The sequence below is a fragment of the Pseudomonas sp. IT-196MI5 genome (assembly GCF_949767415.1).
Classification (GTDB): domain Bacteria; phylum Pseudomonadota; class Gammaproteobacteria; order Pseudomonadales; family Pseudomonadaceae; genus Aquipseudomonas.
Window position 1 is genome coordinate 1 of the sequence record NZ_CATKPZ010000029.1, and the last position, 24,488, is coordinate 24,488.

Sequence of the window (24,488 nt, forward strand, 5' to 3'; positions counted from 1 at the left end):
TCTCGACCGCGCCCTGGTTGGCATTCTCGATTTGTTCGGCGTCTGGTGGCTGATCAAGCGCACGCGGCTGAACACCATTGCCCAGGAGATCGAAGGATGACGTTGACTCGTGAAACCCTGTGGCTGCTGGTCGGCTTTGCGGGGCAGGTGGCCTTTACCGGGCGGTTTGTCCTGCAGTGGCTGTACAGCGAGTACAAGAAGCGCAGCGTGATCCCGACCAACTTCTGGTACCTGAGCATCGTCGGCAGCACCTTGTTGCTCGCCTACGCCATTTATCGCCAGGACCCGGTGTTCATCGCTGGGCAGGCCTTTGGCTCCATCGTCTATTTTCGCAACCTGCAATTGATTGCCAAAAGCACAAGCGTGAAGGAATAAACCATGCGTAGATCACTGTCGCCCAGGGTCGAATGCCTGGGCCTGATGCTGCTTGCCCTGCTGTTGATCGGCGCGGGGCTGGGGATGCGTCAGGCACAGAATGTGGACGAGGAGCGTTTCCTCGGCGTCGCACTGGAGATGCTGCAAAACGGCTCGTGGCTGATCCCGCACCGGGCCGCCGAGATCTACGGTGACAAGCCGCCGATTTTCATGTGGACGGTGGCGTTTTTCACCTGGCTGACCGGCAAGCCGAACATCGCCCTGTATATCCCGGGGCTGTTTTCGGCCGTGACGGTCACGGCGATGGTCTATGACCTGGGTCGTCGCCTGTGGACCCAGCGCACCGGGCGCAACGCTGCGCTGTTGTACCTGGCGACGTACCAGACCTACAGCATCCTGCGCACTGGCCAGATCGACAGCTTGTTGATTCTGTTCACCTCCCTGGGCCTCTACGGCCTGGCGCGGCACCTGCTGCTGGGACCTGCGTGGCGCTGGTTTTACGCGGGCTGCGCGGCCATGGGCATTGGCGTGATCACCAAGGGCGTGGGGTTCCTGCCGGCGCTGTTGCTGATCCCTTACGCCTATGCGGTGCGCAAAGACTGGCCCGGTGTGGTGGCCATGCCCGGCGAGGCACGCAAGTGGTTGCTGGGGGTGGTGATGATGCTGGCAGCGATTGCGATCTGGCTGTTGCCGTTGGCGTTGTCCATCATCGTCAATGGCAGCGCTGACGAAATTGCCTATGCGCGGGAGATCCTCCTGCACCAGACCGCGGGCCGTTATGCCGCCGCGTGGCATCACCGCGAACCGTTCTGGTACTTCTTCACCAACGTGATTCCGCAGTACTGGCTACCGCTGGTGCTGGTGCTGCCATGGCTGGTGCCCGCCTGGCGCCGGCAGTTGCAAAAACGTGACGGCCGGGTCCTGGTATTGCTCGGTTGGGTACTGCTGGTGGTGCTGTTTTTCTGCATCAGCACTGGTAAGCGCAAGTTGTACATCTACCCGGCGCTGCCTGGGTTGGTGCTGGTCGCCGCACCGTTGATCCCGTGGCTGCTCAAGCGCTGGTTCAAAAGGCACCCGCGTTTGCGTCGGGTGTTCCCGGCATTGGCTGCGACCTGGTTCGTACTGTGGTTCGCCCGTGGTTTCATCGAACCGCTCAAGGATGGCGCCAACATTGATCAGGTGCTCATGGCGCAGGCTGCGATCATGACCCAGGGCGCCGATCTGGTGCTGGTCAACTGGGAGGAAGGGCACTGGTTGTTCGCCCGTCAGCCAATCGTGCATTTCGGCATGGATTATTCCTCCGTCGAGAAGGCTGCGCAGTATCTGCGCGAACACCCCAAGGCCTACGCTCTGGTGCCGGATGACGTGCTGAACCAGTGCTTCAAACCCGAAGCGGCCCGTGAACTGGGCGAAAACTCACGGGCGAACTGGTCGATCGCAGGCGCGGATGCCGACAACGGCAAATGCCTCCCGCAAGAGGCCGGCAAAGCCTATCGGTTCACCTGGCATGACCCGCACATGCCAGCGCTGCCGGCACAGGTGACCAACCCCTGAGGGCAAAAAAGGGCCGCTTGAACAAGCGGCCCTTTCTCTTCGTTCGTCGCCTGTCACTGACTGGCATCCAGCACCACGCGGTAGCGCGCCTTGCCGCTGCGCAAATGATCGATGGCTTCGTTGATCCGGCTCATGGGAAACATCTCGACCTGCGGCAGGATCTGATGGCGGGCGCAGAACTCCAGCATCATCGCGGTGTTGGCCGGTGAGCCGACCGGTGAGGCCGACAAGACTTTTTGCTGGGGAATCAGGTTGAACACGTGCACCGGGATGGCGTCGGGCACGACGCCGACAAAGTGCAGGCGACCCTTGCCGCGCAAGGTGGCGAGCATGGCGGTCCAGTCGAGGTTGGCGTTGGCGGTGACCAGGAGAAAATCCAGGGTGCCGGCAATGGTATTGAGCGCATCGGTATCGGTCGAGGCGACCACCTTGTGCGCGCCCAGGCGCCTGGCTTCGTCCTGCTTGCTCAGCGATGAGGTGAAGGCGGTGACTTCGCAGCCCCAGGCGTTGAGGAAGCGCAGCGCCAGGTGACCGAGGCCGCCGATGCCCACCACGCCGACCCGGTCAGTGGGCTTGATGCCGAATTCCACCAGCGGGTTGAACACGGTCGAACCGGCACAGAACAACGGCCCGGCCATCGCCGGATCGAGCCCGTCCGGGATCGGCAGGGCCCAGGCCCAGTGCGAGCGAATGCGGTCGGCAAAGCCGCCATTGCTGCCGATGATGGTCGGTTGCACGGTGCGACACAGGTTATGCGAGCCTTCGATGCACGACGTGCAATGCATGCAACTGCCCTTGTACCAACCGATGCCCACTCGTTGGCCCATTTCCAGGCCGCGAACCTGGTCGCCCACCCGCACGATACGGCCGACCACCTCGTGGCCGGGAATAAAGGGGTAGCTGCTGATGCCCCAGTCGTTGTCGATCAGCGACTGGTCGGAGTGGCAGACGCCGCAATATTCCACGGCGACTTCCACCTCATCGCTGCCCAGCGGGCCGGGATCGTAGCTGAAGGGTTCCAGTGGCGCGCCTGCTGCCGTGGCGGCCCAGCCGGTAAAGGTGGTGAGTTCGCTGCTGTCGTTCATGGGATACCTCCAGATCAGACGTCAGGGATCTTGGCCGCTGGGGTGCAGCGGCGGAGCGAGGAAAGTGTAGCGGGTTGCCGGCGTTGCATCGGGCGCGAGCGTGGATACTTGAATACCCGACGCATACGCCCGCGGTCACTGTTCGAATAATTGGCGATTGGCCCCTACGAAGTCAGCCACCGTTTGCGGCGTTTGACCGGTTATCTGCCCGATCACGCCATCCACTCCGGAAAAGATCCCGTTCTGGTAATCGACGGCCACCGCCAGGAAGTGCTGGATGACAAATTCCGGCAGATCGTAGGTCTGCAGGTGCTGGCGATACTCTTCCAGCGTCGACGGACTGTAGGTGATGGTGCGGCCGACGATGGCGCTGATTTGCTCGGCAATTTGCTGATGGCTCAGTTCGACGGGACCGCACAACGGGTAGGTCTTGCCAATATGGCCGGTCGGCTGGGTCAGGAGCCTGGCGATCACACGGGCCTGGTCTTCGGCGGCTATCGGTGCGTGCCGCCCGCTACCGTACGGCAGCGTTATTTTGTTTTCCTTGACGATCTGATCCAGCACCCACGGAAAAATCAGCCATTCGGAAAAGAACGTCGGGCGAATGTGCACCACTGGCACGCCCGACCAGTCGAGTACGCGCTCGGCGATCCAGTGGTCGCGGGCGGCATGGCTCAGAGAGTCTTCCCTCGCGGAAATCTGCGACATTTCCACCACCACCTCGACGCCTGCGCGCCGAGCGGCATCGGCAAAATAGGCGGTTGCCTGAATGTAGCCGGGGCGAACCGGGTAGCACAGGTACGCGCCGGTCACGCCATCCATGGCGCGCAAAATGTCGTCATGTTCCAGCAGGTCGCCGACAAAGATTTCGGCGCCCTCGTTCTGCAAGGCGGCGCTGCGTTCGTCCAGTTGATGCACGAAGGCGCGCACTGCATGACCTTCATTGAGCAGATGACGGACGGTGTAGATGCCGGTTTTACCGGTTGCTCCGGTGATGAGGTATTTGTGTGGCTGCATGATGGGTTCTCTCACTGTAATAAACGGGAAGTGGATCAGCTGTCGAAGGGTGCGTTGTCGATCAGGTCGCAGACATTCGGGCAATCGAAGCCATGGACATGGCGGCGCCCGACATCGGCGAGCCCGGTACCAATGGCCGTATGGGGTTTGTTCCTGGCCACCTCGGCAATGGCCTGGGTGAAGGCCGCCTTCATGCCGATGCGGGGGTAAAGCGCGAGCGTGTCGTCGACCAGCGAAGGGGTGATTTCATCCAGGTGCAGGCCCATGACATCGACATGGGCGCCCAGATAGATCAGGGCGATTTCCGGCTGTTTGCGCTCGGCGATGCCGGCGCTGGAGTGCAGGGCAATCGCATCCCAGACCTGTTCAGCTTTTGCCTGCGGATAACCGTTTGCCCGCAGAAAACGACGGGCGGCTTCGGCGCCATCGACTTCAAAGCGCTGGTCGGCGGCAAACTCGGGCGTCAGCCCCAGATCGTGCAGCAGTGCGGCGAGGTAGACCGCTTCCCGGTCGTACTGCAAGCCCCGGCGCTGGCCAAGGAATTCGGCAAACCACCATGTCCGGTGCACATGATGCAAAAGCGCCCTGGAGTGGACGCGCTCCACGAGCGATGCGGCTTTGCGGGCTAGCTCGGAGTCTGGAGCGCTGAAGCCGCCAATGTTGATGGGTGTATTCATGGTGCCTCCCGGGAATGACGTTGACTTGCCATTCACTCTAGGGATTCGCCGTGTGGCGCAATTGACTATTAACGGATGATTTGTGCCAATATTGGCGCCTCGAACGTGCAGGAGTCCGCCGTGATGAGCAAGAAAAAACCCGACCATGCATTGAGGGGCCGTACACCAAGACGCGTGGTGATTCTGGGGTTGCCACCCGTCGATGGGCTCGACGTCATCGGCCCGGCCGAGGTGTTTTCCCTGGCGAACACTCTGCACGACGGAGCCTTCGCGCCCTACGTGCTTGAACTGGTCTGCGCGGGCGTCGACCCGCAAATGGCCAGCAGCACCGGCATCGGGCTCATGGCGCACACGACCCTCGAGCACGAGCGGCGTGCCGACAAGACCATCGACACGTTGATCGTGGCGACGGGCTGGCAGGCAATCGATCGACTGGACGGGGCGGCCATCGAATGGATACGCACGAGGTCCGAAAGCGTACGACGGGTGTGCTCGATCTGTGTCGGCGCGTTCGCCCTGGCAGACGCAGGGCTGCTGGACGGGCGCCGGGCGACGACTCACTGGCGCATGGCGCGCGATCTTGCCGAGCGTTATCCCAAGGTGCAGGTCGATCCGAATCCGATCTGGATCAAGGACGACAACGTCTATACCTCGGCCGGTATCTCGGCAGGCATCGACCTTGCCTTGGCGTTGGTCAGCGAAGACCTGGGGGATGACGTTGCGCTGGACATCGCGAAAAACCTGGTACTGTTCCTGCGCCGTCCCGGTGGGCAGGCGCAGTTCAGTGTCGCCCTGCAATCGCAGCAGGTGCCCGGTTCAAATCTGGATGGGCTGTGCCACTGGATCAGTGAGCACCTGAGTTCACAGTTGACCGTGGAAATCCTCGCAGACCGTTTTGCTACCAGTGTCCGAACCTTGATCCGGATCTTTCAGCGCGAGTTGCAGACCACCCCGGCCAAGTACGTTGAAGACGTTCGGCTGGAAGCCGCGTGCCGGGAGCTCGAACTGGGTGGGCGTTCGATGGAGGAGGTCGCACGCCGATGCGGTTATCACAGCATTGACGTACTGAGGAAGGTTTTCGTCCGGCGCCTTGGCGTGAGTCCCAGGGAGTACGCGCAACGTTTCGCGCCAGACGTGGGGTAGGGGCTTTCGGAGAATGTCGAACTGTTCGATGCGCTGCAGCTGTTGATCTGAGCGTTACCTCAGAACTCCAGATCGATCACCAAGGCCTCATCGAAATGAGGATTTTCGTTGATGCCATTTTTGGCATATCCCCGGGGGTTGCAGAGCACGCGGGTGCTGCCCACCCGATAATCGAAGCTGCCATGGGTATGGCCATGCAGCCACAGTGCCGGCTGCCAGTCTTTGATCCGCGCTTCGAGGTCCGAGACGAAGCTTGAGTTGATCGGTGAATCGGCAAACGTCGGGCTGATGCTCGACCGGGTCGGGGCGAAATGCGAGACCACCACCGTGGGTGTGCTGCTGTCGCGGGTGAAGCAGTCTTCCAGCCAGGCGACGGTCTGCAGAAACACCAGTTGGGAAATGGCCGGCGTGAACAGGTCGGGGAAATCGGGGGCGATCCTGATGTGGCTGAAGTCACGGATCAACTGGGTCGCCAGATCGATGCCCAGCGCCCGATCCACGGGGCTGTCGAGCAGACGGTAGTCAGACCACAGCGTGCAACCGAGAAAACGTACGCCGTCGTGGACGTACTCCGAACGTTCCAATACGTGGATCTGTGTGCCTTGCGCCAGGCTGTTCAACTGTTCGTAGGTGGAGACCAGGTCGCTGCCATAAAACTCGTGATTGCCCGCCACGTACAGCAGCGGAACCGGGCACGCCCTGGCCCACTCGATGGCCTTGGCCGGCCGGGCGATGTCCCCGGCGAGCACGACAATATCGGCCTCCACGGCGGGAAAAGGGATCGTGTTGACGGACAGGTGCATGTCGGACAGCAAGGCGATGCGCATGGATCAACTCCGGCGTGTCTTGAAGGGCAGGCTATTCAAGTTACGCGTTGTCGACCCGTTGCCACAAGCCGGCTTTACGCCACGCCGAAAATCCACTGTGGGAGCGGGCTTGCCCGCGAAGAGGCCGACACATCCAACAGAGATGTCGGCTGACCCACCGCTTTCGCGAGCAGGCTCGCTCCCACAGTTTTGATCTTCAGTGAACGCCAATCCCACGGCTGGTCACAATTCCTGTGGGAGTTGTTTACTTCAAGTACCACCCCCAAGGCTGGTCACTGACGTACTCGGTCACCTGCTTGACCTCCAGATAATTGTGCAACCCCCATTGGCCCAGTTCGCGGCCGATGCCGCTGTGTTTCATGCCGCCCCAGGGCGCTTCGACGAAGGTTGGTTGCGAGCAATTGACCCAGACAATCCCGGCGCGCAACTGGTTGGCGACCCGGGCGGTGCGCTGCAAATCCGTGCTCATCACGGCGGCGGCGAGGCCGAAGCGGCTGGCGTTGGCCATTTGCACCGCTTGTTCTTCGGTCTTGAAACGCTTGATGCACAGCACCGGGCCGAACACTTCTTCGCGCCACAAAATGCTGCTGTGCCCTGGTTCATCGAAAATCGCCGGCTCAATGAAATACCCTTCGGCCAGATGCGCCGGTCGCCGTCCGCCGGTGAGCAAACGGGCGCCGCTGGCCAGGCCCTGGTCGATGAACCCCAGCACCTTGTCGTACTGGCCCTGGCTGACCAGCGGCCCGAGCAGCACGCCGGGCTGCATGCCAGGGCCGATGCTGATCTTGCGGGTTTCTTCCACCAGCCGTTCGATCAGGCGTGGGGCGATGGTTTCCTGCACCAGCAGGCGTGAAGTCGCGCTGCACACCTGGCCCTGGTTCCAGAAGATCCCGAACAGAATCCACTCCACCGCTGCGTCGACATCGGCGTCGTCGAACACGATGAACGCAGACTTGCCGCCCAGTTCCAGACTGATGTTCTTGATGTCCCGCGCCGCCGCCGACATGATTTTCGCCCCGGTGGGCACGCTGCCGGTGAAGGCCAGTTTGTCCACGCCCGGGTGTTCGGTGAGTGGGCTGCCGGCGTCGGCGCCGAGGCCGGTGACCAGGTTCAGCACCCCGGCGGGCAAGCCGATACGATCGGCAGCGGCTGCCAGTTCCAGCGCGGTCAATGGCGTCAGTTCGGACGGTTTCAACACCACCGTGGCCCCGGCGGCCAGCGCTGGCGCCACCTTCCAGGCAGCCATCAGCAGCGGGTAATTCCAGGGGATGATCTGCCCGGCCACGCCAATCGGCTCGTGGCGGATGCGGCAGCGAAAACGCGCGTCCGGCAAGGCCAGCGGCTGGTCCTGCTGCTGGTCCAGTTCGCGGGCCAAACCGGCGTAGTAACGAAAGCAACCAATCGCATCGCCGATGTCCCACTGTGCTTCGGGCAAAGGCTTGCCGTTGTCGCGCACTTCCAGTTCCGCCAGCGCCTGCTGACCACGTTCCAGCTCATCGGCCAGCGCCTCCAGCCACTGCGCACGCTCGGCGCCGCCGGTCTGGCCCCAACCATTGTCGAAGGAGCGACGGGCCGCACGCACGGCATGATCGACATCCTCTTCAGTGCCCGCCGCCACGCGGTGGAAGACCTGTTCGGTAGCCGGATCGATCACGTCCAGATAGCCGCCCAGGTCCGGACTGACCCATTCGCCGTTGATGTAAAGCTGATCACGCATGGTGAGACTCCTGGACGCCGGTACGGCGGTTTTGCAGATGGCGGGAAGTGAACAGCAGGGCCAGCGACACGCAGATGATCACCGTGGAAATCGCGTTGATCTCTGGCGTCACGCCGCGGCGGATGGAGGAAAAGATGTAGATCGGCAGCGTCGTTTCGGAACCGGCGACGAAGAACGCGATGATGAAATCGTCGAAGCTGAAGGTGAAGGCCAGCAGGAACCCGGCCATGATCGCCGGGCTGATCTGCGGCAGGGTCACCCGCCAGAAGGTGTCCAGCGGTGGCGCGTACAGGTCCGCCGAGGCTTCCAGCAAGGCCTTGTCCAGCGAGTCGACGCGGCTGCGCACGATCACCATCACCAGGGCCATGGTGAACAGCGAGTGTGCGGCGATCACGGTGAAGAACCCCATGTTCAACTTCGGCATTGTCGGCAACCAGCTCGCCAGCAGCGGGTTGATCAGGTCGAACAGGCTGATGAAGGCAATCAGCGTCGAGATGCCGATGACGATGCCCGGCACGATGATCGCGCAGTAGGTCAGCGCATCGAACAGCAGGCGCACCTTGGCGCCGCAACGCTGCAAGCCGAACACCGCCAGGGTGCCGAACAGCGTGGCAATCACCGCGGAACTTGCGGCAATCAGCGCGCTGTTGCCCAAGGCTTCCATGATGAACGGGTTGCCGAACGCGGTGCCGAACCATTGCACCGAGCAGCACTGGAACGCCAGGCCACTGCGCCCGGCGTTGAAGCTGAACAGCACGATCAAGGCAATCGGCGCATAGAGGAACAGGTACAACGAGGTGGAATAGCTGCGCAGCCACATGTCACAGACCTCCGTCGGCAGGGCTGCCGCCGTAGCGCGCCACCAGTTTCAAGTACAGGCCGATGATCAGCAGCATCATCGCCACCAGCGTCATGGCCAGCGCACTGCCGAACGGCCAGTTGCGCGATTGCAGGAACAGGTCGACCAGCGCGTTACCGACAAAGAACACCTTGCCGCCGCCGAGAATGGCCGGGATCAGGAACTCGCCCATCAACAGGATGAACACCAGCATCACCCCGGTAATGATCCCCGGCGCGGACAGCGGCAGGGTGATTCGGCGCAAGCTTTCGAAGGCGCTGGCACCCAGGTCCGCCGAGGCTTCGAGCAGGCGCTTGTCGAGTTTTTCCAGGCTGACGTAGATCGGGAACACCATCAGCGGCAGGTAGCCGTAGACGATGCCGATCAGCACTGCCCACGGCGTGTTGATCAGCCGCACATCCTCAAGCCCCAGGCTGACCAGCAGCGCCGGAATGCCCTTGCCGCTGAGGATGAAAATCCACGCATAGGTGCGGATCAGGAAACTGGTCCAGAACGGCACGATCACCAGGGTCAGCAACAGCGAGCGGTTCCGTGAGACCTTGACCGCGAGGAAGTACGCCAGCGGATAAGCCGCCACCAGACACACCAGCGTGCCCAGCGGCGCCAGCATCAGCGTGTTGCTGAACGCCGCGCCGCGAGAACCGAGGTTCAGGTAGTTGGCCAGGGTGAAGCCACCGGCGTAACCGCCCACGGCGCTGCGCGAGCCGAAACTGAAGACCAGGATGATCACCAGTGGCATCAACAACAGCAGCAGGAACCACAGGGTCGAAGGCAAGAGCATCAGCAGGGTGATGCGCCGGCCCAGGCTGCGCCGTTGGCGAACCTCGACCGACAGGGCACGGCCCGGCTGCACCGTTTGCGGGTGGGCGGCGGCATTCATGGGTGACTCCTCATTGGCCATGGTCAAGCGATCAGGCGGACTTGAAACGCGCCATCAGTTCGGCGCGCGCCGGGCTGGTCAGCGTCGTGGCGGCACCGAACTCCAGCGGGCTCAGGGCCTCGGCGGCCGGGTACATGATCGGATCATCGAGCATCGCCACCGGCAGCAGCGCGTCGACACGCTTGTCGCCGCTCGGGTAGCCATGGCTCAGCACTTCCAGCTTGTTGTGCTGCGGGTCGAGCAGGTAGTTGATGAACGCGTAGGCGGCGTCCTTGTGCTCCGAGCTTTTGGGGATGGCGAAGAAGTCGCTCCACAGCTCGCCACCTTCCTTGCCCAGTTCGAACTGCATTTGCGCGTTGTCGCGGTGCAATTGCGAGGCGTCGCCGGTCCAGGACATCGCCAGCCAGGCATCGCCGCTGCGCATCGATGGCTGGATGTCGGAGTTGATTGCAAACAGGTGCGGCTTGACCTCGATCAGCAGTTTTTCCGCATCGGCCAGTTCTTTCGGGTCCAGGGAGTTGAAGCTGTAGCCGAAGCTTTTCAGCGCGTTGCCGATGGCGGTCAACTGGTAGTCGTGGACCATCGTGCGGCCACTGGCCGGGCCTTGGGCAGCGACCCAGAACTCCTTCCAACTGGTCGGGCCGTTTTTCAGTTTGCCGGTGTCGTAGAGCATGCCGGTGGTGCCCCAGTTTTTCGGCACCGCGTAGACCTTGCCGTCTACCGTGCCCTGGGCCATGAATTTCTGCTGGAACGCCGAGGCGTCGAAGTTGGGAATGCGCGACAGGTCCAGCGGTTCGATCAGGCCCAGGCCGACGTAGGTGCTGATGGTGTAGTTGGTCGGCACCAGCACGTCCCAGCCACTGCCGCCGGCCTGCAATTTGGCGAGCATTTCTTCGTTGGAACCGAATACGCTCATCGACACCCGGGCGCCGGTGGTCTTGGCGAAAGCGTCGAGGTTTTCCTGGCTGTGGTAGTTCGGCCAGGTCGCCAGCGACAGGCGATCACCGAGCCTGGTTTGCTCGGCGGCCTCGGCGGTGGAGGTCAGCAGGCCGGGCATGTTGGTGGCGACCACGGCGGCGGCGATCCCAAGGCCGGTGCGGCCGAGGAACTCGCGGCGACTGATCGAGCCGTTCTGCCAGCTGCGCAGGGTTTTTATAAAAGTCTTCTGGTCCATAGCACGCTCCATATCCGGTTGATGAAACGAATCGATGATTTACAACGCCATGGCCAGGCCATTGGCGTGATCCCAGCCGACGCGCACTGCCGCGCCGTGTTCGAATGCATTGGCGCCGTGATCCTGCTGACGCGGCACCCGCACGCAGACCACGCCGAAGGCTTGGGTGCGCACACGGTATTCGGTGGAGTTGCCCAGGTAGATGCGGTCCTCGACGCAGCCTTGCAGCTTCACTTCGCGGCTCATCTCGGCGCCGGCCCCGGCGATGCTGATCAGCTCCGGCCGCACCGCAATGCAACCGGCGGCGTTGGCGCTCAGGCCCTTGCCGGTAGGTGTCAACGGGCTGGTCAGTTCCAGCCCTTGACCGGTGCGCAGCACCACCGAGTTGCCGTTGAGCTGGCGCACGGTGCCGTCGAACAGGTTCGACTCGCCGATAAAGTCGGCCACGTAACGGCTGGCCGGGGCTTCGTAGAGTTGTTCCGGGGTGGCGGTCTGGATGATCGAACCGTTGTGCATCACGCTGATGCTGTCGCTCATTGACAGGGCTTCTTCCTGGTCATGGGTGACCAGCACGAAGGTGATACCGACCTCCCGTTGCAGGCGCAGCAATTCCGATTGCATCTCCTTGCGCAGCTTGCGGTCCAGTGCAGCCAGTGGCTCGTCGAGCAGCAACACTGTCGGCTTGTTGACCAAGGCGCGGGCGAGGGCGACACGCTGTTGCTGGCCGCCGGACAATTCACTCGGTTTGCGCTGGCCGAAGCCGCTCAGGCGCACCATCTCCAGCGCTTCATCGGCCATACGCAGTTGCTGCTTTTTGTCCGGGCGTGGATTGCGATAACGCAGGCCGTAGGCAATGTTCTGCGCCACGGTCAGATGCGGGAACAACGCGTAATGCTGGAACACCATGTTCACCGGCCGCTCGAACGCTGGCACACCGGCCACGCTTTTGCCGGCCAGCCGCACCTCACCGCTGGTGGGCTGCTCGAAGCCGGCGATCATGCGCAGGGTGGTGGTCTTGCCACAGCCCGAACCGCCGAGGAAGGAATGAAACGAGCCACGCCGCACCGCGAAATCCAGACCGCTGACGGCCTGCACCTCACCATAGCGCTTGACCACATTGCAGAATTCGATATCGCTTGGCGGGGTGTCGTTCACGAGGCGGGCTCCCTTGCAGTGATGAGTCAGTGCGTCGGGGGCCAAACTAGCAATCGGGGTTTTGCGGTGTATATATCCCTTGGGGGATAGGAGCGCTTGTTGTAGGAGCGAGCCTGCTCGCGATGGGCTCAAGATCGCTGCGTTCAGCCAGTCATCACACGTATTCGTTAACGACCATCGCGAGCAGGCTCGCTCCTACAAAATGCAGATGCGTGTTTAAAGACACCCGGAGTTACTTCGCGAAGGCTACACCACCTTGCGTCGTTGCCTACAGGTACGCCAGAATCCGCCGGCTTGTGCGCCTTGGGGTCGGATCTTATCGTTTGCCGGTCGCTGAATAACAACAGTGATCGGGTTTGGTAGCCCGGTGTTACAAGGTGCAATGCGTCACTATCAGCAGCGTTTTTCTGCTCTGCTACATGGTGGCCATGCACAGGGCACCTTCGGGCGCGCCGGTTTCCTTGTACCCGGTCTACCAACCTGCGTATGGCCACCACCCAACGTTTGGTAGCGTGAGAGTGATGGCTCCTTTTTACGGTACAAGGAGTTTCACTATGTTCAAGGTCACACCCAACCCGCCGAACACCGATCCCGCATCTCCGTGCGAAAGTCTCGATTCAAACAAACTCAACGAGGCCGCCGAGCGCGCGCTCAACCCCAGCCCCCACATCATGGCAACGCCGCGCAAACCCGGCACGATGTTCATCGTCAATCCCGAGCTCAATACCGAAACCTTGCTGGTGCACGCCTGTGAATCGCTGGCGTCGGCCAATGTCATGGCCAACGATCTGGTGGATCATCTGGAAGGGACGAGTCGCAATGCGCTGCTGGGGATTGCGCAGGTGATCATGTTGGGTGAGTTGGCGGTGAACCGGGCGCTGGATCGGCTTGATCCGCCCTGACCACAATCTCCAGAACACCGATAAACCTGTAGGAGTGAGCCTGCTCGCGATGGCGGTGTATCAGAAACAGGGATGTTGGCCGTACTGACGCCATCGCGAGCAGGCTCGCTCCTACAGGGTTCTCTACTAACCTGCAGGTATCAGGCTTGCAGCTTGAGGCCCGGCACCTGCAACGGATCCTCCGTCAACTCCCGAATAAACAACCCCAGCAATTCCGACTGGCTGCCAATGCCCAGCTTGGCGTAGATGTTCTTGCGGTGAATCTTCACCGTGCCGGGGCTGATGTTCAGTTGTTCGGCCACCGAAGCACTGGAGTGGCCGCGCAGCAACAGTTGAACGATTTCCTGCTCGCGGCCGGTGAGGATGTGTGCGCCGAAGTGGTCGAAGGCTTCGCGGATCTTGAAGTCCAGGTCCTGCGCCGGTCGCGGTTGTTGGGCCTGGCGCAAGCGCCAGGCTTCGTTGATGACCTGTTCGACCACCGCTTGCGCGCATTCGACCAACTGCATTTCGTCCCGGCTGAAGGCGCAGCTGGCGCTGGAACGCATCAACGACAACACCGCCGTGGCGCCATCGCCGAGGTCGACGAAAAACGCCACTTCTTCGGCCAGACCCGTTTGCTGGTAATAGGTCAGGAAGTACTCGCCGAGGTAGAAGTGGTCGGGGGCGAACTGGCGCAAACGCCACAGCCCCGGCGCCTGGCCGCGGGTGCAGGCCAGGTAGAACGGATCGAGCAGGTAGGGCCCGCACTGATAGTCGTCGACATACACCGCGCGCTTGTCCGCCGAGAACGTATCGAACAACGCCAGCGGCCGGTGATTGCCTTCGTAGACAAACAACACGAAGTGATCGACCGGGCAGATGTGCCGGATCCAGTGGCTCAACCCCGACAGCCGCGCATGCCCGGCAGGCAGGTCGAACAGGTGGGCGACTCCGGTGGTCCAGAGTTTCAGTTCCTTGGGGCGCATGGCGGCTACAGGCAGCGGAAGATGGCCTTTGGATGCACAAAGTACGCCATGGCGGGTGGCCCCGTGTGGCGCGGGTTGGCGGACGGCAAGGCGTTTAAAAGACGCACCGCACTGGGGCTGGGTGTTACCGAGTGCTACAGGGCGGGTAGCAGAAATGATCAGGCGGTTGAGTGGTGCTGGACGATCTGGATGAGATTGCCGCAGGTGTCGTCCAGTACCGCGAGGGTGACCGGTCCCATCACTGTCGGCGGACGGGTGAATTGCACGCCGGCGGCGCTGAGCCGGGCAAATTCGGCTTGCACGTCTTCGACGCCGAAAAACGTGCAGGGAATGCCATCCTGCTTGATCGCTGCCTGGAACGTCTTTGCTGCGCCGTGGGCATTGGGCTCCAGCAGCAACTCGACGCCATCGGGATCGCCGGGAGAGGTCAGCGTCAGCCAGCGATGTTCGCCCATGGGGATATCGTGCTTGAGTTCAAAACCGAGCACATCCCGGTAGAAGGCAAGCGCCTTGGCCTGATCATCGACAAACACGCTGGTGACTACGATTTTCATGGGTTGATCCTCCTGATGGCTGGGCCGCAAACCTGGAGGGTGCTCTCCTGTTCAGCAGAACACCCCCTTGGCCATTCACGCACCCGACGGGTGTTGTCTGGTAGACGGCAACAGTATGGTCAGAATTCCCAACAGCGGCAGGAACGAACACAGCGTGTAGACGTACTCGATGCCATGGATATCCGCCAGATGCCCGAGCAGCGCGGCGCCAATGCCGCCGAATCCGAACATCAGGCCGAAGAACACCCCGGCGATCATGCCGACGTTGCCGGGCACCAGTTCCTGGGCGAAGACCACGATGGCCGAGAATGCCGAGGCGAGGATGAAGCCGATGATCATGCTCAGCACGCCCGTCCAGAACAGGTCGACGTAGGGCAGGGCGAGGGTGAAGGGCGCGGCGCCGAGGATTGAAAACCAGATCACCTGCTTGCGGCCGATCCGGTCGCCGATCGGGCCGCCAAAGAACGTGCCCGCTGCGACGGCGCCGAGGAACAGGAACAGGTACAGCTGCGAACTGGCTACCGACAGGTCGAATTTCTCGATCAGGTAGAAGGTGAAGTAACTGGTGAAGCTGGCCATGTAGAAGTATTTGGAGAACACCAGCAGCGCCAGCACCACCAGGGCGAAGGTCACCCGCCGCCTGGACAGGCCGTGGGTGGCCTTGCTGCCTTGCTTGAGCTTGAACAGGCTCAGGTGATTGCGGTACCAGCGGCTCAGGCCGTACTGCACGAGGATGGCGAATACCGCGAACAGGCCGAACCAGGCGACGTTGCCCTGGCCGTAGGGAATGATGATCGCGGCGGCCAGCAATGGGCCGAAGGCGCTGCCGGCGTTGCCACCGACCTGAAAGGTCGACTGCGCCAGGCCGTAGCGACCGCCCGAGGCGAGGCGCGCCACCCGCGAGGTCTCCGGGTGAAAGGTCGACGAGCCAACCCCCACCAGCGCCGAGGCCACGAGAATGGCCGGGAAGCTGCCGACCATCGACAGCATCAGAATACCGATCAGGGTGCAGACCATGCCGGCCGGCAACAGCCACGGCTTGGGATGACGGTCGGTGTAGAAACCGATCCACGGTTGCAGCAGTGAAGCGGTGAGCTGGAAGGTCAGGGTGATCAGGCCGACCTGGGTGAAACTCAGGCCATAGGTGGTCTTGAGCATCGGGTAGATCGACGGCAGCACGGCCTGGATCAAGTCGTTGATCAGGTGCGCCAGGGCGCAAGCGCCGATGACACGCATGACCAGCGGGCTGGCCTGGCTTGCAACCGAGACGGTGGGCGAGGGTGAGCTGAGGGTAGTGGTCGACATAGGCGAGTTTCCGGATAAAAACGCGAACTGCGAACGCAAGGCGCAGCCCATTTCAGGGTTCGGCGTTATCCTATGGGCCCAGAAGGCGCCCGTCTCGCGCAACTCGGGCATGGACCATCTAAAAAAGGGCGTCATGATCAAACCATTAAAGACATTTCTGGCGGAGATCGACCTGGGCGGCTGGAGCGTTCGCAGCAGTGCGACCGACTACCCGGAAAACTGGAATATCGCGCCGCATTCCCATGAAAAGCATCAACTGATCTATGCCATCGAAGGCGTGATGGTGGTGCACACGGCAACGAGCCAATGGACGGTGCCACCGAGCCGCGGCATCTGGATGCCGAGTGGAGAAGTGCACTCGATTCGCTGTGTGGGGCCGATCAAGATGCGCAGCGTGTTCGTGCACCCCGACGCGAGCCTGGATCTGCCCACCGAAACCCGGGCCGTGAGTGTGTCCGCATTGCTCAGTGAGCTGATCAAGGTCTCGGTCGATTTCGATTTCAACGGCGATCCGGACTCGCGGGAAGCCCGGGTGCTGCGGCTGATGCTGGATGAACTGACGATCCTGCCGACCTTGCCGTTGAACCTGTCGCAGCCCACCGATCCACGGATCAACCTGATCTGCACCGCGTTGCAGCGTGATCCCGGGGATGGCTCGACGTTGTCGGACTGGAGCGCCCGCTTGAGCCTCGACGCCAAAACCATCCAGCGCAGGTTTCGCAAGGAAACCGGCATGACCTTCGGCCAGTGGCGCCAGCAAGCGCGGTTGCTGTTGGCGCTGGAACGCATCGCCGTCGGGGAGAAGATTATCGACATCGCCGGGGAGCTGGGATACGACAGCCCGAGCGCGTTCACGACCATGTTCAAGAAACAATTCGGCAAGACGCCGAGTGATTTTTTCAAGTGATGGACGCTTGACCCCGCGCCAGTACCGCCAAGCCACCGGCCACGAGCAGTCGTCCGGTCTGGATTAGCGACGCGCCAGGGATCGCCCTGTAAACTGACCGCGCAAAAGGCGCTCGCCTTACCCTTTCAAGCAAGAGAACCTGCAATGGCAAACCACGACCTGACCTTTACCCCCGATCCTGATGCCGATTCGATTTCCTCCGACGTCGCAGGTTTCGGTGGCGTGCTGGTCTCCACCCAGATCCCGACCCGCGCCGACGGCAGCCTGGAACTGGGCGACATCACCCTGCAAAGCGAATGCACCCTGCAAGCGCTGAAGGTTGCGCTGGAGCGTGCCGGCAGTTCCATGGACCGCGTGATGCACCTGACCATCTACCTCACCGACATGGCCGACCGCGCCGCGTTCAACGAGGTTTACAAGCGCTACTTCGCCAAACCATGGCCGGTGCGCGCTGCTGTCGGGGTTGCCTCGTTGGCAGTGGAAGGCATGCGCGTGGAAGTGACCGCGATGGCGGCCAAGGCCTGATCTCAGCTAGACATACACACATTTCCTGTGGGCTGGATGTGTGGTCGACGCCGAACAAATGTGGGAGCGAGCCTGCTCGCGATGAACATAAGGGCGACGCGTGCATACAGGATGCCCGTGTCATCGTTAACTTCCATCGCGAGCAGGCTCGCTCCCACAGGGGGTGAGGCAGGCCAGGCCTGCCCGAAACGCCACCCGGCAGCATTCGGGTGCCGGTCAGGCGTTTCGCCGCTACAATGCACGCCTCGACCGTGACAAGCCTGACTAAAAAAACTATGTCTTTGCCCAAACATCACCTGGAATTGCTCAGCCCTGCCCGCGATGTGAGCATCGCCCGCGAGGCCATCCTGCATGGTGCCGATGCCGTGTACATTGGTGGTCCGAGCTTCGGCGCCCGCCACAACGCCTGCAACGAAGTGAGCGATATCGCCCAATTGGTGGAATTCGCCCGTCGTTACCATGCCCGGGTGTTCACCACCATCAATACCATCCTGCACGACAACGAACTGGAACCGGCCCGCCAGCTGATCCATCAGTTGTACGATGCCGGCGTCGATGCGCTGATCGTCCAGGACCTGGGGGTGATGGAACTGGACATTCCGCCGATCGAGCTGCACGCCAGTACCCAGACCGACATTCGTACCCTGGAACGGGCGAAGTTCCTCGATCAGGCCGGCTTCTCGCAACTGGTGCTGGCCCGCGAGCTGAATCTCCAGGAGATCCGTGCCATCGCCGACGAAACCGACGCGGCCATCGAGTTCTTTATCCATGGCGCGTTGTGCGTGGCGTTTTCCGGTCAGTGCAACATTTCCCACGCCCAGACCGGGCGCAGCGCCAACCGTGGCGACTGCTCGCAAGCCTGCCGTCTGCCGTACACCCTCAAGGACGAAAAGGGTGGGGTGATCGCCTACGAAAAGCACCTGTTGTCGATGAAGGACAACAATCAGAGCGCCAACATCCGCGCCCTGGTCGAGGCCGGCGTGCGTTCGTTCAAGATCGAAGGTCGCTACAAGGACATGGGCTATGTGAAAAACATCACTGCCTACTACCGCCAGCGCCTGGACGCCGTGCTCGAAGACCGTCCGGACCTGGCCCGCGCCTCCAGCGGCCGCACCGCGCACTTCTTCCTGCCCGACCCGGAAAAAACCTTCCACCGCGGCAGCACCGATTACTTCGTCACTGACCGCAAGATCGATATCGGCGCCTTTGACTCGCCGACCTTCACCGGTCTGCCAGTGGGTGTGGTCGAGAAGGTTGCCAAGCGTGACATGCAGGTCGTGACGCACGAGCCGCTGTCCAATGGCGACGGCCTCAACGTGCTGGTCAAGCGTGAAGTGGTGGGATTTCGCGCCAACATCGCCGAACCCAAAGGCGAGTTCGAGGAGGACGGCGAGAAGCGCTATCGCTATCGCGTCGAGCCCAATGAGATGCCGGAGGGGATGTACAAGCTGCGCCCCAACCATCCGCTGAATCGCAATCTCGATCACAACTGGCAACAGGCGCTGCAAAAGACCTCCGCCGAGCGTCGTATCGCCCTGAGCTGGGTCGCGCGCCTGCGTGAAGACCAGCTGGAACTGACCGCTACCAGCGAAGAAGGCATCAGCGCCAGCGTCACCCTGAACGGCCCGTTCGGCGCCGCCAACAAGCCGGAACAGGCGCTGGAGCAACTGCAGGATCTGCTCGGTCAACTGGGCACCACGCAGTACCACGCCATCGACATCAAGCTGGACGCGCCGCAGGCGTACTTCATCCCGAACTCGCAGCTCAAGGCCGTGCGCCGTGAAGTGATTGAAGCCCTGACCGAAGCGCGGGTTGCCGCCCACCCGCGTGGCAGCCGCAAGGCCGAAACCAGCCCGCCGCCGGTGTACCCCGAGTCGCACTTGTCGTTCCTGGCCAACGTGTACAACCAGAAAGCTCGCGACTTTTATCACCGGCATGGCGTCAAGCTGATCGATGCGGCCTACGAGGCCCACGAGGAGACCGGCGAAGTACCGGTGATGATCACCAAGCACTGCCTGCGCTTCTCCTTCAATCTGTGCCCGAAACAGGCCAAGGGCGTGACTGGCGTGCGCACCAAGGTTGCACCGATGCAATTGATCCACGGCGATGAAGTGCTGACGCTGAAGTTCGACTGCAAGCCTTGTGAAATGCACATCATCGGCAAGATGAAGGGCCACATCCTCAACCTGCCGCAACCGGGCAGCGTGGTTGGTCACATCAGCCCCGAAGACCTGCTCAAGACCATCCCGCGCGCTCCGCACTGAGTGACGGGTGGGCACGCCGCAACGGCGCGCCCACCTGTTGTTCAATACCCTGCGTAGTTGAAGTAAACGAATGCCACGGCAACAGCCAGACCAAACGCTGCCAGGGCTTTTGTTTGTGCGGTTGCCTGAAATTCGCCCGACCCTGGCTCATGGGGTTGCGAGTACACGGTGGCGTCATGGCGGCGCTGCAGAATGGCCCGATAGGTGTAAACCAAGCCGATCAGCAAGGAAACAGCCATCAGGCCGAGGATCAGCCAACGTATCGTTGCCGGCTTTTTGGCGGCGGACAGGTTGTATTCGTGTTCACAGGCCGCGCTCTCGAATTCCACGACAGAAATGGGCTGGTAAACCGTTGTGGGGCGTTGTGCATCACTGTGTATTGTCGCCATTTGTTCCAGGTCCAGTGCCTGATACTTCCAGAGTGTCATCGATCCTTCCCGGCAGTAGGTGAACGCAGCGGGGCTCGAAGCGCCGATGATGCACGCGTCGTTGATACCGATTTTTTTCAGGGTTTCCATCGCAGACCGTGTGAAGTCCATTTCGAGGACAGGAATGACGCCGTTGGCAGACACCGCGACGGACACCAGCAGGCTCGCGATGGCATAGAGGGTTGATATTTTCAAAGTCGAGACTCCCTCGTTTTTTACAGGTCTTTTGTTATAACGCGGAGTCTGGTTGCAATCTGCTTTTGCTGAAGTCTAGACGCTGGCGACAAACCTGGAGCTGGCAGTCGGCACTATCCGCAGGTTTCGGCGACGGCTTTTTCAGCGCGTTTGTATTCCTGTTTGACGTCGGTGGGGATGCGTTGTTTTTTCATTTCCTGACCGAGGAAGGGTTGCTCGCCCCGAGACTGGACCTCTGCGTCCTCGGCCGTTATCTGCGCCTCGATGGCCGCAGCGTGCTTGTCGATGACGGCATCGACCTCGGCTGCATCTTTTGCGGTATCGAGCGCTAGAACCAACTGGCCGGCTTCGGCTTTTTCGGCTTCGGCATAGGCTTCGACCGTCAGCCCGGAGGCCAAGGCACGCGTCTGGGTTTCCAGCCGGTTGAGATGCTCCCGGGCGGCCTTGCAGACCGTTTCCTGTCGCTGGCTCTGGATATGTTCCCAGGTATTCAACCCGTAGATCGCGGCCCCGACAACCAGTAGGGTTGCAGCGGGAGCCAGTAATTTGCCTTTCACATTGGCGCCCTCAGATGGCAAGGGGAAGGGTGGTGCGCACACGATTCCCGATTCCATTCGAGTAAGGAAAAGCGTAGCAGACCTGGTCGGGCTGAACCTGTGTCGACCACTGGCCGAGATTCGCTTCAACACTAAGCGTCTGTTTTAAAAAAACAAATTGTTTTGTTGGGGCTTCCCAGGCGAGGAAAAAGTTGGTAAATTGCGCCCACTCTTGCACAGGCCCTCAGGGGACCTTTCGTGCAAGCTGGCAACAGCTCTTGTTGCCACTCAAGAAAGCGAGTGCCAGGCACTCATCGCAACAGATACAGGGGCGTCGCCAAGCGGTAAGGCAGCAGGTTTTGATCCTGCCATGCGTTGGTTCGAATCCAGCCGCCCCTGCCATTTTTTATTCCTGCGTAATCAGATAACACTCGACCAGCGGTTATTATTCGTCGGTTTTTGCGTTTTTGCGCCCGTTGTCCGCCTCTACCGAAAGCGCTCCGGGATGGCCTCGGCAAACGGATACCAGGAAAAATACGGCCTTGCCTCGTCGATCACGCGCGTGACTGAGGGCCTTTGGACCAACCTGTCGAAATAAGCACTCAAGTGCCGGTAATCGTCGGGAAACGGCACGAGGGTGCTGGCGTAGAACAGCGCCGGGGCGGCGGCGCAATCGGCCATGCTGAACGCCGGGCTGGCCACCCAGGTTCTTGCTGCCAGTTGACGCTCAAGCATGCCGTACGCCGTTGTCAGCGCGGTGCGTTCGCGGGTCAGGTCGCCGTTGGTGGCATTGATTCGGTCAGCGACGATCTTCTGCATCGGCACCTGGACGTACAGGTCAAAAAACCGATCCCACAGGCGTACTTCCAGGGCTGCTTCCCAATCGTGTGCAATCAGCTGCGCCTGGCCGGGATGAATCCGGTCCAGGTACTCAATGATCACACTCGACTCCGGTACATCCTTTTGCCGGGCGTGATCGCGCAGCACCGGGAACTTGCCAATCGGCCACAGCGCCTGAAGTTCGGCCCGGTCGGCATCGTTGCCCAGGTCGATAATCCTTTTTTCAAACGCGATGTTCAGTTCATAGAGCGCGATCAGCGCTTTGTGGCAGAAGGACGAGAGCGGGTGGAAATAAAGAGTCAGTGACATGTTTGTTTCCTCGGTGAAGGGAAGGCCTGTGCAGTATCGACCGGGGTTCGCGTCGGCGCGAGGCGGCTCGTCAGGAGGGTCGCGTCCACGCAGACCATTGCCCTGGTCTGCGTGGCGGTGCTGATTTCGGTGGCGATTGCCTTTCCTTTGGGCGTGCTGGCGGCCCGGGCCAAGCGCGTCGCCGCGAGCGATTCTGTTCAATCCCCGCGCAAACTGGATTAAGGGGCGCGGCAAAAGACTGGCTTGCTCAAGGCTCTCAATTTGCGTAAACAGTGCAGGCGCCGAATGTTCGGCGCCAGGGGATACAGGTTTTCAGGTCGGGAGCGACAGGTATCAAAGCGTTATTTCACAGGTTCGTCGACAGGACGAAGCGAGGCGAGCGTTGGTAGAGCGACGTCAGTTCAGCGGAGCGATGAAAGGCAAAAACCTTCGCTTCCTCAAAGAGCATGAAGGCCAACCCGTTTTGCAAGCGCGTGCGGGCTTCCTGTTGCTGGAGCATTTCTCGCTGCCGGCGTTTACCCAGGCGCTGGATACGGTCGTAACGGCCAACCTGTTAAGGCCGGAGCTGTTTTCAACGAAAACCTTCGGCCTGAAGAACGCCGAGGTGATCAGTGATCTGGGCCTGGTCATCCGTCCCGACGCCTGCCTCAGTCATGCCGAGATCCAGAACCTGGACCTGCTGGTGGTCTGTGGCGGATACCGCACCCATCTGCACGCCGACGAGGCATTGATCAGCCTTCTGCAAGACGCGGCGGAGCAGGGCGTTACCCTGGCTGGTGTGTGGAACGGTGCATGGTTTCTCGGACGCGCCGGTCTGCTCGATGGTTATCGCTGTGCGATTCACCCGGAACACCGCCCGGCGCTGGCGGAAATTGCCAAGCTGACCCAGGTCACCAGCGAAGCTTACGTGGTGGACCGTGACCGCCTGACAGCGTCGAGCCCGACCGGTACGTTCTACATGGCCCTGGAGTGGATCCGGGGGTTGTATGACAAGGCACTGACCGATGGTATCGAGGACATTCTGGCGTTCGAGGCCTCACGCTACCGGCGCATCAAGCCGTCGCTTAACGTCTCGGTCAGTGGTCCGCTCAGAGAGGTGGTCAACCTGATGGACGCCAATCTGGAGGAGCCCCTGGAAATGGAGACGCTGTGCCTCTACGCAGGGCGCTCTCGCCGGCAGATCGAGCGTCTGTTCAAGGAACAACTGGGTACCACGCCACAACGCTATTACATGGACTTGCGCATCACCGAAGCGCGGCGCTTGCTGCAGCACACCACGCTGACCATCGTCGAAGTCTCGGTCGCCTGTGGATTCGTTTCTCCCAGCCATTTCAGCAAGTGCTACAGCTCCTATTTTGGCTATCGGCCGTCCAGGGAAACCAGGCTGGTCAAGTAAGCGACTGATTAACGCCCGGCATCCTGGTGCCTGCGTTGCAGGTTTCGTTTCAGCGGCGCCAGAAGCAACGAGCCAGCAGCGCATCAATGCTGAGCTTGCCGCCACCCGACAGCAACAGCGGCGTGAAGGCCATCAGGTAGATCAACGGCAGCTTGAAGTTGCCGTAACCCTTGTTGCTGATGGCATAGCCTCGGGCAAGTTCGCTCAGGGTGTGCCAGTCGGCGGGCCAATGGATGGCGGCGGTTGCGACGAGGGTCACCACCATCAGGCTCAACGCCGAAAAACGCGTGCCCAGGCCCAGCAGCAAGGTCATGGAAAAGATCAGTTCGGCCCACATCGACAGTTCCCAGTTCAGCGTCGCCGGAAGGTGGTCGAACGGAAACGGGAAGCGCTCCTGGATATCGGTGAACCAGTTCTGGCCGTTGAATTTCTCCAGGCCCGACTCGAAGAACTCCCAGGCGAGGAACACCCGCAGCGCCAAAGGCGCAACCCAGTCGCCGGCACGGTCGAGGTTCAGGTGCAGGCCTTTGACGGCCGAAGAAATGGAGGTGCTCATGGACATTGATCTCTTTCAGGTCAGGGAGACGGGGCAACGGTGTGCCCGGTGAATTGAGCGTTTGACCGGCGTGGCCAATCGACGGGCGTATTTCATCAATGGGGTGTATCTGCGGTGTGTCGTTGTGGCGGGGTTTTGAGTGCGGGGTGTGTCGGGGGCGGGGCTGTACACATTGAGATACGTAACCGGTAACCTTGTGGGAGATTGCTGGCCGGATCGAAGGCAAAGGTCTCTTCGCCGCTGATGGTCTGGGCGGCGAGCAGGCGACCGAGTGGATCGTAGCGGTAGCTGAGCGCGCCGCGCCGGGTGTCGTCGATGCGGGTCAGTTGCCCGGCGGCGTCAT

Annotated in this window: 24 protein-coding genes, 1 tRNA gene and 2 pseudogenes; 11 read left to right on the top strand and 16 right to left on the bottom strand. The window is 61.4% G+C overall.

Annotated features, from left to right (window positions below; all coding sequences use genetic code 11):
- From ACM6IK_RS17980 to ACM6IK_RS17990, 3 genes and pseudogenes are all read left to right on the top strand, one after another.
- Positions 1-100, top strand: a pseudogene (locus tag ACM6IK_RS17980) (dolichol-phosphate mannosyltransferase); the annotation flags it as partial.
- Positions 97-375, top strand: a complete 279-nt coding sequence (locus tag ACM6IK_RS17985) for a lipid-A-disaccharide synthase N-terminal domain-containing protein (protein WP_414875416.1) — start codon at positions 97-99, stop codon at positions 373-375. The pseudogene ACM6IK_RS17980 and the gene ACM6IK_RS17985, both read left to right, overlap by 4 nt.
- Positions 376-378: 3 nt before the next feature.
- Complete coding sequence (locus ACM6IK_RS17990; protein ID WP_414875417.1) at positions 379-1,929, top strand: ArnT family glycosyltransferase; 1,551 nt, start codon at positions 379-381, stop codon at positions 1,927-1,929.
- A gap of 53 nt (positions 1,930-1,982) precedes the next feature.
- Here the strand turns inward: ACM6IK_RS17990 and ahr are convergent, their stop codons facing one another.
- From ahr to ACM6IK_RS18005, 3 genes are all read right to left on the bottom strand, one after another.
- Positions 1,983-3,014, bottom strand: a complete 1,032-nt coding sequence (ahr, locus tag ACM6IK_RS17995; protein ID WP_414875418.1) for an NADPH-dependent aldehyde reductase Ahr — start codon at positions 3,012-3,014, stop codon at positions 1,983-1,985.
- A 135-nt stretch (positions 3,015-3,149) separates the two neighbouring features.
- Complete coding sequence (locus ACM6IK_RS18000; protein ID WP_414875419.1) at positions 3,150-4,031, bottom strand: NmrA family NAD(P)-binding protein; 882 nt, start codon at positions 4,029-4,031, stop codon at positions 3,150-3,152.
- Positions 4,032-4,066: 35 nt separating this feature from the next.
- Positions 4,067-4,708 carry an HD domain-containing protein gene (locus ACM6IK_RS18005; RefSeq protein ID WP_414875420.1) on the bottom strand — a complete coding sequence of 214 codons (642 nt, stop codon included), beginning with the start codon at positions 4,706-4,708 and terminating at the stop codon, positions 4,067-4,069.
- A gap of 123 nt (positions 4,709-4,831) precedes the next feature.
- Here ACM6IK_RS18005 and ACM6IK_RS18010 point away from each other — a divergent pair, with 123 nt between their 5' ends.
- Positions 4,832-5,851: a GlxA family transcriptional regulator gene (locus ACM6IK_RS18010; RefSeq protein WP_414875421.1), complete on the top strand. Its 1,020-nt coding sequence runs from the start codon at positions 4,832-4,834 to the stop codon at positions 5,849-5,851.
- Between the two features lie 59 nt (positions 5,852-5,910).
- On the opposite strand, the gene ACM6IK_RS18015 is transcribed toward ACM6IK_RS18010, so the two are convergent.
- The 6 genes from ACM6IK_RS18015 to ACM6IK_RS18040 all read right to left on the bottom strand — a co-directional run bounded on the left by ACM6IK_RS18015 (position 5,911) and on the right by ACM6IK_RS18040 (position 12,463).
- The gene (locus ACM6IK_RS18015; RefSeq protein WP_414875422.1) at positions 5,911-6,678 is read right to left on the bottom strand and encodes a metallophosphoesterase; all 768 of its coding nucleotides are present in this window, start codon (positions 6,676-6,678) and stop codon (positions 5,911-5,913) included.
- A gap of 244 nt (positions 6,679-6,922) precedes the next feature.
- Positions 6,923-8,395, bottom strand: a complete 1,473-nt coding sequence (locus tag ACM6IK_RS18020; RefSeq protein WP_414875423.1) for an aldehyde dehydrogenase family protein — start codon at positions 8,393-8,395, stop codon at positions 6,923-6,925.
- The gene (locus ACM6IK_RS18025) at positions 8,388-9,215 is read right to left on the bottom strand and encodes an ABC transporter permease (protein ID WP_414875424.1); all 828 of its coding nucleotides are present in this window, start codon (positions 9,213-9,215) and stop codon (positions 8,388-8,390) included. The genes ACM6IK_RS18020 and ACM6IK_RS18025 overlap by 8 nt, the downstream gene beginning before the upstream one ends.
- A gap of 1 nt (position 9,216) precedes the next feature.
- The gene (locus ACM6IK_RS18030; protein ID WP_414875425.1) at positions 9,217-10,134 is read right to left on the bottom strand and encodes an ABC transporter permease; all 918 of its coding nucleotides are present in this window, start codon (positions 10,132-10,134) and stop codon (positions 9,217-9,219) included.
- A gap of 31 nt (positions 10,135-10,165) precedes the next feature.
- Positions 10,166-11,308: an ABC transporter substrate-binding protein gene (locus ACM6IK_RS18035; protein WP_414875426.1), complete on the bottom strand. Its 1,143-nt coding sequence runs from the start codon at positions 11,306-11,308 to the stop codon at positions 10,166-10,168.
- A gap of 39 nt (positions 11,309-11,347) precedes the next feature.
- Positions 11,348-12,463 carry an ABC transporter ATP-binding protein gene (locus ACM6IK_RS18040; RefSeq protein WP_414875427.1) on the bottom strand — a complete coding sequence of 372 codons (1,116 nt, stop codon included), beginning with the start codon at positions 12,461-12,463 and terminating at the stop codon, positions 11,348-11,350.
- Positions 12,464-13,017: 554 nt separating this feature from the next.
- Here ACM6IK_RS18040 and ACM6IK_RS18045 point away from each other — a divergent pair.
- Positions 13,018-13,365, top strand: coding sequence for a DUF6124 family protein (locus tag ACM6IK_RS18045; RefSeq protein ID WP_414875428.1), 348 nt, complete (start codon positions 13,018-13,020; stop codon positions 13,363-13,365).
- A 140-nt stretch (positions 13,366-13,505) separates the two neighbouring features.
- On the opposite strand, the gene ACM6IK_RS18050 is transcribed toward ACM6IK_RS18045, so the two are convergent.
- From ACM6IK_RS18050 to ACM6IK_RS18060, 3 genes are all read right to left on the bottom strand, one after another.
- Positions 13,506-14,330, bottom strand: coding sequence for a response regulator transcription factor (locus ACM6IK_RS18050; protein WP_414875429.1), 825 nt, complete (start codon positions 14,328-14,330; stop codon positions 13,506-13,508).
- 158 nt (positions 14,331-14,488) lie between these two features.
- Positions 14,489-14,884 carry a VOC family protein gene (locus ACM6IK_RS18055; protein ID WP_414875430.1) on the bottom strand — a complete coding sequence of 132 codons (396 nt, stop codon included), beginning with the start codon at positions 14,882-14,884 and terminating at the stop codon, positions 14,489-14,491.
- A gap of 75 nt (positions 14,885-14,959) precedes the next feature.
- Positions 14,960-16,189: an MFS transporter gene (locus tag ACM6IK_RS18060; RefSeq protein WP_414875431.1), complete on the bottom strand. Its 1,230-nt coding sequence runs from the start codon at positions 16,187-16,189 to the stop codon at positions 14,960-14,962.
- A gap of 133 nt (positions 16,190-16,322) precedes the next feature.
- Between ACM6IK_RS18060 and ACM6IK_RS18065 the strand changes: the two genes are divergently transcribed.
- The 3 genes from ACM6IK_RS18065 (at position 16,323) to ACM6IK_RS18075 (ending at position 19,885) form a co-directional block, all read left to right on the top strand.
- The gene (locus ACM6IK_RS18065; protein ID WP_414875432.1) at positions 16,323-17,096 is read left to right on the top strand and encodes an AraC family transcriptional regulator; all 774 of its coding nucleotides are present in this window, start codon (positions 16,323-16,325) and stop codon (positions 17,094-17,096) included.
- Positions 17,097-17,240: 144 nt separating this feature from the next.
- Complete coding sequence (locus ACM6IK_RS18070; protein WP_223547268.1) at positions 17,241-17,621, top strand: RidA family protein; 381 nt, start codon at positions 17,241-17,243, stop codon at positions 17,619-17,621.
- Positions 17,622-17,896: 275 nt separating this feature from the next.
- Entirely contained in the window at positions 17,897-19,885 is a 1,989-nt protein-coding gene (locus ACM6IK_RS18075) for a peptidase U32 family protein (RefSeq protein WP_414875433.1), read from the top strand.
- Between the two features lie 41 nt (positions 19,886-19,926).
- Here ACM6IK_RS18075 and ACM6IK_RS18080 read toward each other — a convergent pair whose 3' ends face one another.
- Entirely contained in the window at positions 19,927-20,508 is a 582-nt protein-coding gene (locus ACM6IK_RS18080) for a hypothetical protein (protein WP_414875434.1), read from the bottom strand.
- 113 nt (positions 20,509-20,621) lie between these two features.
- Positions 20,622-21,065, bottom strand: coding sequence for a hypothetical protein (locus tag ACM6IK_RS18085; RefSeq protein ID WP_414875435.1), 444 nt, complete (start codon positions 21,063-21,065; stop codon positions 20,622-20,624).
- Between the two features lie 306 nt (positions 21,066-21,371).
- Between ACM6IK_RS18085 and ACM6IK_RS18090 the strand changes: the two genes are divergently transcribed.
- A tRNA-Gln gene (locus ACM6IK_RS18090) sits at positions 21,372-21,446 on the top strand.
- Positions 21,447-21,530: 84 nt separating this feature from the next.
- Here ACM6IK_RS18090 and ACM6IK_RS18095 read toward each other — a convergent pair.
- Complete coding sequence (locus ACM6IK_RS18095) at positions 21,531-22,193, bottom strand: glutathione S-transferase family protein (RefSeq protein ID WP_414875436.1); 663 nt, start codon at positions 22,191-22,193, stop codon at positions 21,531-21,533.
- 78 nt (positions 22,194-22,271) lie between these two features.
- Here ACM6IK_RS18095 and ACM6IK_RS18100 point away from each other — a divergent pair.
- Both ACM6IK_RS18100 and ACM6IK_RS18105 read left to right on the top strand, forming a co-directional pair.
- Positions 22,272-22,373, top strand: a pseudogene (locus ACM6IK_RS18100) (proline/glycine betaine ABC transporter permease); the annotation flags it as partial.
- A gap of 202 nt (positions 22,374-22,575) precedes the next feature.
- Positions 22,576-23,589 carry a GlxA family transcriptional regulator gene (locus ACM6IK_RS18105; protein WP_414875437.1) on the top strand — a complete coding sequence of 338 codons (1,014 nt, stop codon included), beginning with the start codon at positions 22,576-22,578 and terminating at the stop codon, positions 23,587-23,589.
- A 49-nt stretch (positions 23,590-23,638) separates the two neighbouring features.
- Here ACM6IK_RS18105 and ACM6IK_RS18110 read toward each other — a convergent pair whose 3' ends face one another.
- Positions 23,639-24,145, bottom strand: coding sequence for a DoxX family protein (locus ACM6IK_RS18110; protein ID WP_414875438.1), 507 nt, complete (start codon positions 24,143-24,145; stop codon positions 23,639-23,641).
- Positions 24,146-24,488 lie beyond the last annotated feature (343 nt).